Source organism: Chryseobacterium piscicola, from assembly GCF_900156685.1.
In the GTDB taxonomy this organism is placed as follows: domain Bacteria; phylum Bacteroidota; class Bacteroidia; order Flavobacteriales; family Weeksellaceae; genus Chryseobacterium; species Chryseobacterium piscicola.
In genome coordinates, this window is the sequence record NZ_FTOJ01000001.1 from 746,561 (window position 1) to 763,304 (window position 16,744).

The following is a 16,744-nucleotide window of genomic DNA, read 5'->3' on the forward strand; positions in this document are numbered from 1 at the left end:
AATGCAGAATTGGATTATATTTTTAACGATTTTTTTAGGTTCGTTTCTATTTGCACAACAGACGACTTTCAAGTTTGATTTTGGTGGCGATAGAAATGAAAGCGGTTTTATTACCATCACATCAATCTCAAAATTTGATAAAAAAGTAGGTTACGGGTTTATGGATATTTCCGATTTGAAATCTGTTGAAAACGGTGGGAATGCTTTGACGGGAGATTTTATTACCAGCAACAAACCATTTTATTTTTCAGTGGCAATTCCCGAAGGTAATTATGATATTCAATTAAATCTTGGCGATACAAAGGGAACTTCGGAAACAACAGTGCGTGTAGAAAACCGGCGTATGATGCTCAATAACGTCAAAACTAAAAAAGGAGAAATCTTTGAAAAACAGATTAGCGTTCACCTGAAAGACAGCATTATTCGAAATCAGGAAGGTACTCAAATTGGAATTGTAAAATTGAAACCTAGAGAAAGGAAATATTTGCACTGGGACAACCTGCTGACGATTGAATTTAATGGCAAAGCTCCAAAAGTTTGCTCGGTTATCATTCAGCCTAATAAAAAGGCTAAAACTATCTATATCACAGGAGATTCCACAGTTGTAGATGCACAGTATGAACCTTGGGCATCTTGGGGACAAATGTTGCCCTATTTTTTTGTTCCAAATGAAGTGGTGATTGCCAATTATGCCGAAAGTGGAGAAACGCTGAAAGCCTTTGAAGATCGCCACAGGATTGATAAAATTTGGAACAAGATAAAACCTGGAGATTATCTGTTCGTGCAGTTTGGGCACAACGACCAAAAAGCAGGCAACAGTACGAAGTCCGGTTACAGAAAAAGATTAAAAGATTGGATTTTGAAGGCCAAAGAATTGGGAGCAACTCTAATTTTAATTACATCAATGAACCGAAGAGTTTTTGATGGGAATAGTAAAATCCTGAATACATTAGATGATTTTCCAGATGCAATGCGTGAAATTGCGAAAGAAGAAAACGTTGATTTAATCGATTTGAATGCTTTGAGCAAAACCTTGTTTGAAGCGATGGGACCGGAGGCAGCGAAGAAAGCATTTGTGCATTATCCTGCAAACTCATATCCCAATCAACCTAATTCTTTGGCTGATGACACACACTTCAACACGTATGGAGCCTACGAATTGGCACAATGTGTCGTAAAATCTATTGTTGACCAAAATTTACCGTTAAAGAAATATATTTCAAAAAGTTATAAAAGTTTTAATCCCAATAAACCCGATGACGTAGAAAAATTTCACTGGCCAGAATCTATCTTTATGGAATCTTTAAAACCTGATGGGAATTAAATTTATAAACGAAAAATGAAGTCCTGAAAAGACGTTATCAAAAGCATTGGGTGAAGCGTAATGATAAAAATGAAAGTAATTGTAAACGAGCCCTGAAGGGCGAGATCAGAAAAGGTTTTCGAAAAAAAATCTTTGATTTTTAAAACTAATGTGTTCATCTCAAAAGCCGAATCACTCACTTAAAAATAACTAATGTGTCCCAAAATTTTTGTGACTTTTGTGGTTAATTTAAAAGTCATTGTGGTTAAATTAAAAAGTAAAAATGAATTTCAAGAATATCATAAAACTCAGTGTCATCTGTTTTGCCTTCGGAAATCTATCCGCACAAAATCTCTCCGCACAAAATCCTTGGCCAAAAACCAACGAGACTGCAAAACCCTGGACCCGCTGGTGGTGGATGGGAAGCGCTGTTGATGAAAAAGGATTGGACAAACAATTGACAGCTTTGAATAATGCAGGTTTTGGAGGCGTAGAAATCGTTCCGATCTACGGCGCAAAAGGTTTTGAAAATCGATACCTCAATTATCTTTCCCCAGAATGGATGAAAATGCTTCAGTTCACTACCAATAAAGCTAAAAGCCTCAATATGGGCGTTGATATGGCAGTCGGAACTGGCTGGCCAATTGGTGGTCCACAAGTTGATGACCAAAATGCTGCAACGAAAATGATTGTTCAGACCTACAAGATTTCATCAGGTGAAATATTTTCAGATAAAATTGTTCTGAAAGATGAAAAACAGAAGAATTTGAAAACCATAAAACTAGATGTTGTAACCGCCTACAATGAAAAAAATGAAGCAGTAGTTTTAACCGATAAAGTAAATGCTGATGGCTCTTTAACCTGGAAACCAACTTCAGGAAAGTGGATGATCTACGCAGTTTTCGCTGGCAAAACTTTGCAAAAAGTAAAACGTGCAGCTCCGGGTGGCGAAGGCTATACTTTAGACCATTTTTCGCCTTACGCAACGAAAGATTATCTGAAAACTTTTGATAATGCTTTTGGAAATTCAAACTACGGAATCCGTTCTTTTTTTAATGACAGTTATGAGGTTTATAATGCCGATTGGACGCCGGATTTTTTAAATGAATTCAAAAAAAGACGAAATTACGATTTAGGTCTTTACATTAAATATTTAGTTGGAAATGAGGAAAATGAAATCGCAGGAAGAGTAAAATCCGATTACAGAGAAACTTTAAATGAGTTGATTTTAAACAATTTCACAAAAGACTTCACCAACTGGGCGCATTCCAAAAACTCAAAAAATACCAACCAAGCTCATGGTTCACCAGGGAATTTGCTGGATTTATATGCTGCAGTAGATATTCCTGAATCTGAAACTTTCGGAAGCTCTGTTTTTGATATTCCAGGCTTAAAAAGAGATACTGCGGATATTCAAAAATCAGATAGGCCGGATTTTATTATGTTGAAATTTGCCTCTTCGGCAGCGAACGTAACTGGCAAGAAATTAACTTCCAACGAAACTTTTACCTGGCTTACAGAGCATTTCAAAACCGCTTGGTCACAGGCAAAACCAGAATTGGAACAGGTTTTTTTATCAGGAATCAACCACATTTTTTACCACGGAACTACCTATACACCGGCTGATGTTAAGTTTCCAGGATGGTTGTTTTATGCCTCCACGAATTTTGTACCAGAGAACAGTTTGTGGCCTCATTTGAAAGGATTAAATTCTTATATCGAACGGACGCAATCTGTTTTGCAAAACGGAAAATCGGATAATGAACTGCTGATGTACTGGCCAATTTACGACCAATGGGCGAGTCCGAAAGGAAAGGATGTGACGTTCAAAGTTCATAATGTTGAAAAATGGTTAGTGCCCACGCCGATGTATGAAAATCTGAATAAACTCAGTAAAATGGGCTATTCTCTTGATATGATTTCTGATAAAATGATTGGCGAATCCAAGCTGGAAAATCAAAAAATTCAGGTTTCGAAAGATGGTTCAGCTTATCAGGTTTTAATAGTCCCTGAACTGACGTATTTGCCGGAATCTACCTTGAAAAACCTAATAGATTTGGCTCAAAACGGGGCATCCATTATTTTTCAAAATGAACCGAAAGAGGTCAATGGAAATTTTGAACTTGATAGAAGAAGAACTGAATTAAAGTCTCTTTGGAATCAGATTCAGTTTCAAAATCAGACTGGAAATTTGAAAATGGCAAGCTTCGGAAAAGGTAAAATTGTTGTAAGCTCGGATGTGGCGAAAGCTTTAGAATATTTAAAAATTGAAAGAGAAAAACTAACAGACACGGGATTGAAATTTGTGAGAAGACAATTTGACGGAGGAAAATATTACTACATCGTCAATCACACGTCCAAGCAAATCAATCAAAATATTCCGTTAAATTTTACAGGAAAGCAAGTCACTTTGATGAATCCAGAAAATGGAGATTACGGACTAGCCGAGACTCAGAATAATTCAGTGAGAGTTCAGTTAAAATCAGGAGAATCCTTAATCATAAAAAATACCGAAGATATTTACACCTCGATTCCCAATTGGTATTACGCTGAAAAAACCGATATGCCGATCACTTTAGACCAACCTTGGCAACTCTCTTTCAAAGAAGGTGGTCCCGAACTTCCGAAAACAAAAACTTTGAAGAAACTGGAACCTTGGACCAACTTCACACAAGATGCTTCAACGCAGAGTTTTTCTGGAACCGGAGTTTACACAACCACTTTAAAATTGAAAAAGAAAAATGCAGACGATTATCTCTTGAAATTCGATAAACTCTATGAAAGTGCAAAAGTAATTGTAAATGGTCAGAATGCCGGAATTGTTTGGAGTATTCCGTACGAAATCAACATCGGGAAATATCTTAAGAAAGGTAAAAATACCATTCAAATAGAAGTTTGTAACCTAATGGCGAACAGAATCCGAGAGATGGATCAAAAAAAAATCCAGTGGCGAAATTACCAAGAAATCAATTTTGTGAATATAAACTACAAGCCTTTTGACGCATCCCACTGGAAAATACAACCTTCTGGTTTGGATGGCGAGATTCAATTAATTCCAATACATTTTGCAAAATAAAAATTTAATATGACAAAAAATAGCATAAAAATATTCGCATTAGGAACTTTGCTCATATTCAGTTTTTCCAATGCTCAGCAGAAACCTAAAGTCGTGTTAGACAATTTTTTCAACAACGAAAAAAAGGAAAACAAAGAGACAAAAGTTCTTGAACCTTGGCATTATACGTGGAACGACACCAGCAATGGCGGCTTTTCTTTATTGGGCGAAATCTTCACAAAACAAGGCGCACAAATCACAACACTTACTACCGCTCCTACCAAAAAAAAATTAAGTAACACCAATATTTACATCATCGTAGATCCAGATATTGACAAAGAAGCGTACGGCGGAAAGGCTAATCTGATTGACCCGACAAGCATCAAAAACCTTACAGAATGGGTGAAAAAAGGCGGTGTTTTGGTTTTGATGAGCAACGATAAAGGCAATTCTGAGTTTGAAAATTTCAATAAACTGGCACAAGAGTTTGGAATTCATTTCAATGAAGACAGTTACAACCGCGTACAAAAAAGAGAATTTGAGCAAGGTAGAGTGATGATTCCTGCAGGAAATGAAGTGTTTTCTGAACAAAAATTATATATGAAAGAAGTAAGTTCCATCAACGTGATATCTCCTGCCAAACCCATTTTGATGGCAGAAGGGAAAAACATCGGAGCGATTGCAAAATTCGGCAAAGGGACGGTTTTCGCATTGGGCGACCCGTGGTGCTACAACGAGTATATCGACGGGAAAAAGTTACCCGCAGATTTTACCAATTTTCAGGCAACCGAAGAATGGGTGAAGTGGCTATTGAACCAAACTTCTAAAAAAACAATAACAAAAGTGCAATCGGTTGAAATTTTTTAAAAGATTTATTTGGGCAGCTTAATCCGCCTTCCGCTCCCAATCTTTTTTGCAAACAATTTCAGTTTAAATAAAGCTTGAAGTCTTAGCAAAAAAGGATTTCCGCTCAAGTCGGGCTGCGAAAAGTAGAGGAACAAGATTCATCGATTCAAACTGAAAATAGAAAGTAAGAGATTCAACGGTAAAATCCTTTTTAAGAATACATAGATTCAACGCTTTAGAATGTGTTTAAAATTTCAAAAAACCCTGAAAGCGCTATGGCAATAGCATCGGGTGCAGCCCAATGACAAAAACGATAAATGTGAACCAGCCCTGAAAGGGCGACATCAATTAATAAACATCTTAAAATAGGTTAGGAAATAGGCTTTAGTTAAAACTTACAAAATCAGAAGTATGAATGTGAAATTCAAATTTATTTTAGTCGCATTGCTTTTTTCAGAACTCGTGCCTGCGCAAAGGCAAATGGAATATCTGAAACGAGGAATCGTTGCCATATCTTCAGACTCTGGCGTTTTTGTGAGTTGGCGTTTGCTCGGTACAGAACCTCAGGATACGCATTTTGATTTGTACAGAACCGGAAATAATGTAACCAAAAAACTGAATGAACAACCACTTTCAAAAGAAACGAATTTTTTAGATAAAACGGCAGACAAAGCAAAGAATTACACGTATTACGTCAAATCAAATACGCATGATCAATCGGTTGACATTGATTCTGCAAAATATGTCGCCAATCAAAAACCTTATTTTTTAATTCCCTTAAAAACACCCGCAGAATACACTCCCAATGATGCTTCTGTAGCAGATTTGGATGGAGATGGTGAGTATGAAATCATTCTCCATCAAACGGGAAGATCAAAAGACAACAGCCAAAAAGGAGAGACAGATCCGCCAATTATTCAGGCTTATCAATTGGATGGCAAACTTTTATGGGAAATCAATTTAGGCAAAAATATCAGAGAAGGAGCACATTACACACAGTTTTTAGTTTACGATTTAGACCAAGACGGAAAAGCTGAAATTGTAATGAAAACTGCCGACGGAAGCAAAGACGGGAAGGGGAAATTCATTGGTGACTCAACAAAAAATTACATCAACGAAAACGGAATGATTCTTTCCGGACCGGAATATCTGACCGTTTTTGACGGACAAACCGGCGCTGAAATTCATACTGTGAATTACCAAGTTCCAAGATTTGCAGACAGTTTAAATCCAACCAATGAAGAAATGACCGAAACTTGGGGCGACGCCAAAGGAAACCGACTGGATAGGTTTTTAGGAGCAGTCGCCTATCTGGATGGCAAAACACCGAGCGTCATTATGTCCAGAGGATATTACACCAGAACGGCGATTGCAGCATGGGATTTTAAAAATAAAAAACTCAGTTTACGATGGCTGTTTGATACAGAAAGTTCGGAAGAAAATAAGCAATACCGCGGACAGGGAAATCATAATGTAAGTATTGCAGATGTAGATAACGACGGAAAAGATGAAATCGTTTTCGGAGCTATGACGGTTGATGACAACGGAGTAGTGTTGAACAGTACAGGCTATGGTCACGGAGATGCTTTGCACGTTGGAGATTTAGACCCTTCCAATCCGGGATTGGAAATTTTTGATATTCAGGAAAGATTTGATGATGCAGGAGCGCATTTCAGAGACGGAAAAACAGGAAAGGTTGTATGGAAATTACCGTCTTTGGTTTATAGTGAAGCAAACAAATTTCAGGGTCCGGGGAGAGGATTGTCTTTAAATATTGATCCTCGCTATGAAGGTTCAGAGTCTTGGGCAGCTGGTGCAGGCTTGAAAGGAACTTACAATACAAAAGGAAAGAAAATCAGTGAGAAAAATCCATCTGCCAATATGGGAATTTATTGGGACGGCGATTTTCTGAGTGAAATTTTGGATGGTACCAACGTTTCAAAATGGGATTGGATGAAGGAAAAATCAAATTTAATTTTTGATGCTAAAAATTTTCAGTGTGAATCGAATAACGGCACCAAGAAAAATCCGGCTTTAGTGGTTGATTTGTTCGGAGACTGGCGTGAAGAAGTAATCTACAGAACGGCTGATAACAAGGAATTGAGGGTTTTCTCATCAACAATTCCTACAAACAATAGATTGTACACTTTTATGCACAACCCGCAATATAGATTAAGCATCGTTTGGCAAAATGTAGGTTACAATCAGCCGCCCCATACAGATTATTATCTGGACGAATCGTTGAAAGAAATGCCAAAACCGAATATTATTACCAAAAATCTAAAAAAATAAAACAGTAATGAAAATCAAATTCATCATTCCAATTGTTGCTTTGGTCATCCTTGTTGGTGTATCATTTCAAAAACTTCAAGATAGGCCTGTACTTTATATTATAGGAGATTCTACCGTGCAAAATGGTTCTGGAAATGGTTCAGACTCTCTTTGGGGTTGGGGAAGTTTTATCAATGTTTTTTTTAATAAAACAGAAATTGATATTCAAAATCACGCAAAAGGTGGCAGAAGCAGCAGAACTTTTCTTACGGATGGCCGTTGGGATTCTATTATGAAAACCATTAAAAAAGGCGATTATATTTTGATACAATTCGGTCATAATGATGGCGGTGAACTTGCTGATACTTTAAGAGCAAGGGGCACAATTAAAGGAATAGGAGAAGAATCAAAAGATATCTACAACCCAATCCGTAAAGTAAATGAAACAGTTTATACTTACGGTTATTATATGAGAAAATATGCGAATGATGCTAAATCTAAAGGCGCAATTCCCATTATTGTTTCGCCAGTTCCCAGAAATAAATTTGATGATAAAGGAAAAATAGAAAAAGACCAATACGGCATTTGGTCAGAAGAAGTGGCCCAACAAACCAGCGCCTACTTTATTAATTTAAACCAATTAGTCATCAAAGAATATCAAAATATGGGTTCTGAAAAGGTGAAAGCTTTTTTTCCGAAAGACCATACCCATACCAATGAAGCAGGTGCAAATCTTAATGCAGAATTGGTGATAAAAGGAATTAAAAATTTAAAGGATTGTCAACTTAGAAATTATATAAAATAAATATTATGAAAAAACTACTAACAGCAAGTTTTTTTGCACTGATCATAGGAGGAACGATATCTTGCTCGGTACAGAGTCCTGGTTCTGCAAAGACAGTAGCACTTCCAAACAAGAAAGAAGTGCTGGAAGTTTCCAGAAGAGCCAATCAATACTTTATGAACAAGTGGCCGGATACCAAAAAGGATATTGTGGGCAAAAAAGTTTGGCCAAGTAATCTCTGGACCAGAGCTGTTTACTATGAAGGATTGATGGCGCTTTACAAAGTTGACCCAAAGAAAGAATATTACGATTATGCAATGTCGTGGGCAAACAATCACAACTGGGATTTACAGCGTGGAACATACACCCGAAATGCAGATCACCAAGCTTGCGGACAAACTTACCTAGACCTCTACGAAATCGACGGAAGAAAACACCCTGAGAGAATCAAAAACGTGAAAGCAGCAATGGACAGTATGATTGTAACCAATAAAGTAGATGACTGGTGGTGGATTGATGCGCTTCAAATGAGTATGCCAATTTTTACAAAGCTCGGAAGAATCACAGGTGAGCAAAAGTACTTTGATAAAAATTACGAAATGTATGCCTACACAAAATACAAACACGGCGGAAATGGCTTGTACAATCAGACAGACAAAATCTGGTGGAGAGATAAAAGTTTTGTGCCACCATACAAAGAACCGAATGGTGAAGATTGCTACTGGAGCAGAGGAAACGGTTGGGTAGTGGCTGCTTTGGCGAAAACCTTGGAAGATACACCAAAATCAGATCCTCATTATCAAGAATATCTTCAAGATTACCAAGATTTGTTGGCGGCATTACTTCCTGTTCAAAGAGAAGATGGGTTTTGGAATGTTAGTTTACATGACCCCACGAATTTTGGAGGGAAAGAAATGACAGGAACCGCTCTTTTCGTTTACGGAATGGCGTATGGTATTAATAATGAATTAATTGATAAGAAAACTTATTTACCTGTTTTAGTTAAAGCTTGGAACGCGATTGTAAAAGATTCTGTTCAGCCAAACGGATTTTTAGGCTGGGTACAAGGAACAGGAAAAGAGCCTAAAGACGGTCAACCACTTTCTGCAAGCAAAGAACCAGACTTTGAAGACTATGGTCTAGGTTGTCTGTTGCTGGCGGGAAGTGAGGTTTATAAATTGAAATAAATTTTCAGTTTTTTAATAACAAAGTAAAGACTTGATCATGAATATTGTCAAGTCTTTTTTGTTGTATCCAATATTGTATCTAGTCTTTTTTTATAGAAAATTGAAGCGAATAGATATTCAGCTTTGTTTTATCGGGATATTATGTAAAACCGCTGTTGATATAGGATGTATATAACTGTAAGATTATTAATAAGTTAAAAAATAGAGGTAAAACAATAAAAAAAATCTTATTTTTCACAACTTAAAGCATGACACTACAAGATGCGCAATCGATTACATCTTGTTAATTTTCAAATTCAAGCAATACAATCATTATGAATGCATTATTAGGAGTTTTATTTCATTTCTTAGGCGGTTTTTCTTCGGGAAGTTTTTATTTACCTTATAAAAAAGTGAAAGGCTGGTCTTGGGAAACGTTTTGGTTAATAGGAGGCGTTTTCTCTTGGATCATTGTTCCACCATTGGCTGCATTTCTTACGATCCCAAATTTCTGGGAAATCATTCAGAATGAAAGCTCTTCTATACTAAGTTTGACATTTTTTTTCGGGGCTTTATGGGGAATCGGTGGTTTTACGTATGGTTTAGGTGTTCGTTATTTGGGTGTTGCCTTGGGAAGCAGTATTATTTTAGGACTTTGTATGGTTTTTGGGTCATTAGTACCCTCTATTTATTATGAATTTTCTCCTCAATTAGGAAAAGACAATATCGGGCTTATGATGTCTAGTTCTTGGGGAAAGGCTGTTCTACTGGGACTTTTTGTTTGCATTATCGGGATCATTATCAGCGGAAAAGCAGGAGTGATGAAGGAAAGAGAATTGCAAAGCGAATCCACAGATCCACACGGAGTAAGTGTGAAAACTGAGTATAAATTCGGATTAGGCTTAACGGTAGCAATTGTATCAGGAGTTTTGAGCGCCTGTTTCAATTTTGGCTTAGAAGCAGGGAAACCAATGGCAAACATAGCAAACGAAGCTTGGAAGCTAGCAAATCCTAATCAAGGAGAATTTCTATTTCAAAATAACGTGACGTATATTGTGGTTCTTTGGGGCGGGATGGCAGCCAACCTGATCGGCTGTCTGTATTTAGCTTTTAAAAATAAATCATATACCGATTATAGCAAAAGAAACGTACCTGTTATCAAAAACATTATCTTTTGTGCAATGGCAGGAACAATGTGGTATCTGCAGTTTTTCTTCTACGGAATGGGCGAAAGCAAAATGGGTAACGGTGCCAGCTCGTGGATTTTGCATATGGCTTTTATTATTTTAATAGCCAACCTTTGGGGTGTAATTATCAAAGAATGGAAAGGTGTTTCCAAAAAAACAATCGCCACTATTTCAGCAGGAATGTTTGTTTTATTAATCTCAATTTTAATTGTTGGGTACGGAAATTCATTAAGATAATCATGGAAAGAATAGCTTTTAAAATGTTTCTCCACAAAGGGTATGAAGCAGAATATAAAAAACGTCATGAGAAAGCTTGGCCTGAAATTAAAGACCTTTTGAAGAATTCGGGGGTTGCCAATTATTCTATATTTTTAGATGAAGAAACAAGTGTTTTATTCGGTGTTTTAGATTGTTATGATGAAGTTAAATATCAAAATATTCCGCTTCAACCCATCATGCAAAAATGGTGGGATTATATGAAAGATCTTATGCAGACCAATGAAGATAATTCACCAATAAGCATTTCTTTACATGAAGTTTTTCATTTAAAATAATTTCAAATTAAGATAAAGAAATTTCATATTCAGTTAACATATTATTAGAGTTCAATTTAGCTACTGAGGGCGACTGATTTATTTTCAGTCGTCTTTTTTTTGAGGTTTCGAGCCAAAATAGGAAAATCTCCTACACCAAAATAGGAAAAATGTAACTTCATTCTATCACTTAAATAATTCATTTAATTTGTCTTATTTTATAGTATAAATGATAATATATTCAATTTTTACTATTAAAAAATATAAATTATTAAGATAAATTATGAATTTCACAATGCAGGATATGGCAGGATGCTAAAACATTTGTAACAATGTACTTTTCACAAAATAATTTAAGATAAATAAAAATTAATATATGTCTATCAAAGTTAAACACAAGAATTTTAAACCACTCATGGCGCCGCTATTTTTGCTGGCATCTGGTTTAATGTTCGGTCAGCAGGCAGTAAATGATACTCTGCAAAAAGACAATACTAAAGACATCGAAGAAGTTGTGGTTATTGGATATGGCAAGGTGAAAAAATCTGATCTTACAGGGTCGGTGTCTTCGGTTTCTGCCAAAGACCTTGCAGCAACCCCATCTATGAATGCACTGCAAGCTTTGCAGGGTAGAGCAGCGGGGTTAAATATCGTTACGGCGGGAGGTGCTCCGGGGGCGGGTGCCAATGTTACGATTCGTGGTGGTGCATCAATTACACAAGGTACAGAGCCTCTTTATATTGTTGATGGTTTTCAGTTTGATAATGCGTTAAATATTATTAATCCTAATGATATCGAAAGTATTGATGTATTGAAAGGTGCGTCGGCAATTGCCATCTATGGTGCGCGTGGTTCCAACGGTATTATTGTAATTAAAACGAAAACCGGCAAAAAAGGACGTACTACCATTCAGTATAATTCATTTATGGCGTTTGACGTGTTATCCAAAAAGATAGATATGATTTCAAACTCCGAGCAGTTTGTGAAATATCAGTACGAGATGGCACAATTGCAGGGTAAAACTACGCAGTGGAGTAATGTTTTTGATAATAGCTTAGGTATAGACTCTCCCGGATTTTACACTGGGGTTTTCAATAGGATCAGCAATCGTTATGCATCAGCTCCCGCATTAGACTGGCAAGAAAAAATGCTTGGCGGTACGGGCCTCACTCAAAACCACAACGTTAATGTATCTGCGGGTACAGAGAAAACTCAGGTTTTTGTGAGCTACAATTATAACAAACAACAGGGGCTTCTTCAAAACGCCAGCGATACAAGAAATTCATTACGTGCCAATGTAAATTCTGAACTTTTTAAAGGCGTAAGATTAGATTTCAGCTCAATGTTTACTTCAAACTCTGTAAATGGGGGAGGAGCATATTCAGGTATGAAAAAAATTCTACTCCAGCCAATTACAGGGGGTACATTATTTACACAAGACCAACTGTTTAATACCCAAACATTTCCAGATTATTCTGCTTTAGATTCAGGTTTTGATACGGAAAATCCATACATAGAAACCGCTGCATCAACTTCTAACAGACGCGCGAGAACATTCTTGGCCAATGTTGGTTTAGAATTTGACTTATTGAAAAATATAACTTTCAGAACTGCAGGATCTTATAACTGGACTAACAGTAAGTCGACCTCTTTTTCTGATAGAAATTCCCGTGCTTTTCTTACAGATCCTGTAAATACCGGGATTAACGGAAGTATTGGCAATTCAGAATCTTACAGATATCAAATTACAAATACTTTAACCTACAATAAAACATTTGGTGAAAATCACAGACTGACTGCTCTGTTAGGTAACGAAATTATCTATCAGGAAAGTGAGAGTAACAGCATGCGACTGATCAGATTCCCTACGATCTTAAATTACGGTCTGGATGATATTACAAATGCTACAGTGGCTGATAAAGATGCAGACAAATCTTCGTTTAGTTTACTTTCGTATTTTGGGCGGGTGAATTACAGCTATGACAACCGTTATTTATTCACAGGTACGCTGCGGTATGACGGATCTTCAAAATTTGGTCCTGAAAATCAATATGGGCTATTTCCGTCTGCTGCTTTAGCATGGAGAACTTCCCAAGAAAACTTTTGGAAAGATTCTAAAATTGAAGATTACGTTAATGATTTAAAATTTAGATTAGAATATGGAATTGTAGGGAATAACAGCATACCAAACAACGTATTCAGAACCAATGTTGTAGGAACAGATTATCCCTTGAATAATACAATTGGGAACCTTGCACTGGTAACAAGCAGTGTTTTGGGTAACCGAATGGTGCAGTGGGAAGAAATGAGATCAACGAACATCGGAGTAGATTTGGCATTATTCAACAATAGAGTAAAATTAACTTCCGAATGGTATAATAACAATGTTTACAGTATGTTGCTGCAAACAGTACTTCCAGCATCCACGGGATATTCTACAACATTTAAAAACATTGGTTCAATGAAGAATACGGGTATGGAATTTACTATGAACTCAATTAACTTAAAATCTGAAAATTTCAGATGGTCTACTGATGCCAATATTGGTTTTAATAAATCTAAAGTTTTATCTCTTGATGAAGGACGTAGTTTCAGAAACTTCAGTGTAGGAAGTAATAGAGCAGGTATGGTAACATATTATGCAACAGTAGGTGAAGAATTGGGAGACATGTATGGCTATGTTTATCAGGGAATTTACACCACTGATGATTTTACCCAGGCACCTAATGGAGTGCTCACTTTGAACCCAGGAGTTGTGAAACCCGCTTCAGGAACGCCAAAGCCTGGTGATATAAAATTTGCAGCAGATAATGAGAAAGGAGATCAGTTTACCAGAAAATTAGTAAAAATAGGAAATGGGACACCAGATTTTATAGGAGGCCTCAGTAATAACTTTTCTTATAAAGGTTTTGATCTTGCAGTCTTTATGAAATTCAGTGTAGGAGGTGATATTTACAATGCCACAAAACACAGTTTAAGTCCTTACGCTTTGTATCAGAATGTGCCTTCAGAATTCGGAGATAATTATTACAGAGTAGTAGATCCCAATACAGGGCAGGCAGCAACCACTTTAGCAAGATTAAAAGAATTAAACCCTAATGAAGCAGACAGACTGTGGAGTTTGGGAACAACTAATTCCAGCTACATTACCTATCCTTCATCATATTATGTAGAGGATGGTTCTTATTTGAGGATTTCTATGGTAACTTTAGGATATTCTTTTCCTAAAGAATTTCTAAGTACAGTTAAACTGACTAATGCGCGTATTTACGCAACAATTAATAACCTGGCGACCATTACCGGATATTCAGGTTTTGACCCTGAGGTTTCAGCTGCTAGTGGTGTTACAGTTACACCAGGATATGATAATTCTTCTTTCCCAAGATCAAGAAGCTACGTTTTGGGAATTAATCTTACTTTTTAATATTCAAATGTCTACATCATGAAAAATATTTTTACTAAACATAATTTATTAAAAAAACTCATCATCGTTCCTACAATTTTAGTTGCAGGGTTGGGTATCAACTCGTGTAGTGATGATTTTTTAGATCAGCCTGCCTATAATTCTTCAGATACAGAATCGGTTTTCAAAAATATAGAAACTGCTGATGCATTTGTTCAGGGTCTGTATAGAGGTCTTGTTCCAACAGAAATGTATTACCAGCTGGGTGCAGGTGATACAGTAACCCATTCAGCAGAAGACGGGTCTACCAATAATTCAAAATACAATATCTGTAATTATCAGTATGATTCAAAAACGCCCAATACTATTACAGGAATCTACGCTGCAATGTATGCGGTGATTGAAAGAACCAATATTGCAATAGACAGACTGCCAGATATGCCTGCTACAGCAAAGCGTGATGCACTTTTGGCGGAAGCAAAAGCAATCCGTGCTTTCTGTTATTATAATCTGATAAGGGTGTATGGTGATGTACCAGCAATTTGGATACCGCTTGAAGAAGCAGATCCTAATGACCCAGCTACATTGTATCCAAAAAGAACTTCACGTGATGTAATCTACGATAAGGTGATTGCTGATATTCAAGAGTCTATCAGCAATATGCCTCTGTCTAATACTTCTCCGGAAAGATTAAACAGACAATCAGCCAATGCTCTTTTGGCAAGGATAGCATTATATGCTGCAGGATATTCTTTACGTTGGGATCTAAACACAGGGGCGGCGGGTACCATGTCCCGTCGTCCGGATAATGCCAGAATTCAGCAATTGTATCAGATTGCAGATGCTGCAGCAGCTTCGGTAGTTAATGGGGGAACTAATAGTTTGGTTCAGTCTAGTGGAGGAAAAAGCGGCTTTGAAAATTTATGGTTCAATTTCTGTAGAAGAAATTTCTCAGCCGTTAATCAAGAAATGCTTTGGCACATCGCAGAATACGGTCCGAATACCAATTCCGCCTTTGGTGTATACGCACACCCAGGTTCAAGAGGGGGCACTTATGGTTCCCGTAAAGCGTTACAATTTATACTTCCAAGTTATTACCTTTCTTTCAATGCGGCAGATAAACGCAGAGATGTTGCAACTACTTCATATAGTATCTATTTCTTAAATGGAGGCGCTGCAACAGATACTTGGGTAGATGTAGGTACTACTTATTCTTGTATTATGCCCGGGAAATTCAGAATTTCATGGTGTGTAGAGCCACAGGCGGCAGACGCAAGAAATTTAAATATCCCTATCATCAGATATGCGGATGTATTGTTGATGTATGCTGAAACTCAAAATTACTTAAACAATGGACCAACTCCAGCAGCTATCGCAGCTTTACAGCAGGTAAGAAACCGCGCTGGTATTGGTTCAATGTCAATTCCAACAGCTCAGCAGGCATTTGAATCTGCTCTTGTGCAAGAACGAAAGTGGGAATTTTCAGACGAATTTATGCTTCGTACAGATTTGATCAGGATGAATAAACTTGAGGCAGAAATTAATGCCACAAAACAGGCAATGAAAAATCTTTCAAACAAAACAGGTGCCTACGCCAATACTCCTACCTTACGTTTGTATAAATTTCATAAAAACACTCAGGTATATGGAGATCCATTTTTGGCAGTTACCTATATAGAATTAACTGATCCTGCGCAGATTGCAGCTGCTTCTGCACTACCTACAGCTTCTTCTGGATATGCGGCTTTTCAAAATACATTGAAAGCGATTGCATCGGCAAACGGACAGACATCAACTACGGATGATAAATGGTATCCTACAAGAATGTTTGAGGCTTACACCAGTACATTTAATGGAAATGCCAGAAAAGCAGTTGGTTTTACAGCAGGATTTAATACGCTTCAGGTAGGTGCTATCATCTACACTAAACCTACGGGTTCAGCAGAAAATGGCGGAACCTATCCGAACTGGATTGAAGGTGGTGGTGATGGTCTTTTCTACGGTTTTGTACCGAATAAAACTGAATTATTACCATTTGCAGCAGCTTCTGCAGGTCACCCTTTAATTGATAATCCGAACTTAACGCAGTTGCCAGGTTATTAATCAAAATAAAACTTAAACTTTATTTAAACATTAGAAAAGTAAAAACAAATTGGTTTTCTTCTATTTGGCTACGCTTTTTTAATGTTTAAATCT

At 37.0% G+C, this 16,744-nt stretch carries 10 protein-coding genes; all 10 read left to right on the forward strand.

Features of this window, described 5'->3' with window-relative positions; genetic code table 11:
* Position 1 precedes the first annotated feature (1 nt).
* The 10 genes from BW939_RS03575 (at position 2) to BW939_RS03620 (ending at position 16,651) form a co-directional block, all read left to right on the forward strand.
* Positions 2-1,324: a rhamnogalacturonan acetylesterase gene (locus BW939_RS03575; protein WP_076449847.1), complete on the forward strand. Its 1,323-nt coding sequence runs from the start codon at positions 2-4 to the stop codon at positions 1,322-1,324.
* A 262-nt stretch (positions 1,325-1,586) separates the two neighbouring features.
* Positions 1,587-4,379, forward strand: coding sequence for a glycosyl hydrolase (locus tag BW939_RS03580; protein WP_076449849.1), 2,793 nt, complete (start codon positions 1,587-1,589; stop codon positions 4,377-4,379).
* A 9-nt stretch (positions 4,380-4,388) separates the two neighbouring features.
* Positions 4,389-5,225, forward strand: a complete 837-nt coding sequence (locus tag BW939_RS03585; RefSeq protein ID WP_076449851.1) for a DUF4350 domain-containing protein — start codon at positions 4,389-4,391, stop codon at positions 5,223-5,225.
* 390 nt (positions 5,226-5,615) lie between these two features.
* Complete coding sequence (locus BW939_RS03590; RefSeq protein WP_076449853.1) at positions 5,616-7,496, forward strand: rhamnogalacturonan lyase; 1,881 nt, start codon at positions 5,616-5,618, stop codon at positions 7,494-7,496.
* A gap of 7 nt (positions 7,497-7,503) precedes the next feature.
* Entirely contained in the window at positions 7,504-8,280 is a 777-nt protein-coding gene (locus BW939_RS03595; protein WP_076449855.1) for a rhamnogalacturonan acetylesterase, read from the forward strand.
* A 5-nt stretch (positions 8,281-8,285) separates the two neighbouring features.
* Positions 8,286-9,446 (forward strand): glycoside hydrolase family 88/105 protein, encoded by a 1,161-nt coding sequence (locus tag BW939_RS03600; RefSeq protein WP_076449857.1) that lies wholly within the window; start codon positions 8,286-8,288, stop codon positions 9,444-9,446.
* A 314-nt stretch (positions 9,447-9,760) separates the two neighbouring features.
* A complete protein-coding gene (gene rhaT / locus BW939_RS03605) occupies positions 9,761-10,849 on the forward strand; it encodes an L-rhamnose/proton symporter RhaT (protein WP_076449859.1) in 1,089 nt (362 codons plus the stop codon).
* Positions 10,850-10,851: 2 nt separating this feature from the next.
* Entirely contained in the window at positions 10,852-11,166 is a 315-nt protein-coding gene (gene rhaM, locus BW939_RS03610; RefSeq protein WP_076449861.1) for an L-rhamnose mutarotase, read from the forward strand.
* Positions 11,167-11,521: 355 nt separating this feature from the next.
* Positions 11,522-14,569: a SusC/RagA family TonB-linked outer membrane protein gene (locus BW939_RS03615; protein WP_076449863.1), complete on the forward strand. Its 3,048-nt coding sequence runs from the start codon at positions 11,522-11,524 to the stop codon at positions 14,567-14,569.
* An 18-nt stretch (positions 14,570-14,587) separates the two neighbouring features.
* Positions 14,588-16,651 carry a RagB/SusD family nutrient uptake outer membrane protein gene (locus BW939_RS03620; protein WP_105170206.1) on the forward strand — a complete coding sequence of 688 codons (2,064 nt, stop codon included), beginning with the start codon at positions 14,588-14,590 and terminating at the stop codon, positions 16,649-16,651.
* The last annotated feature ends 93 nt before the right edge of the window (positions 16,652-16,744 follow it).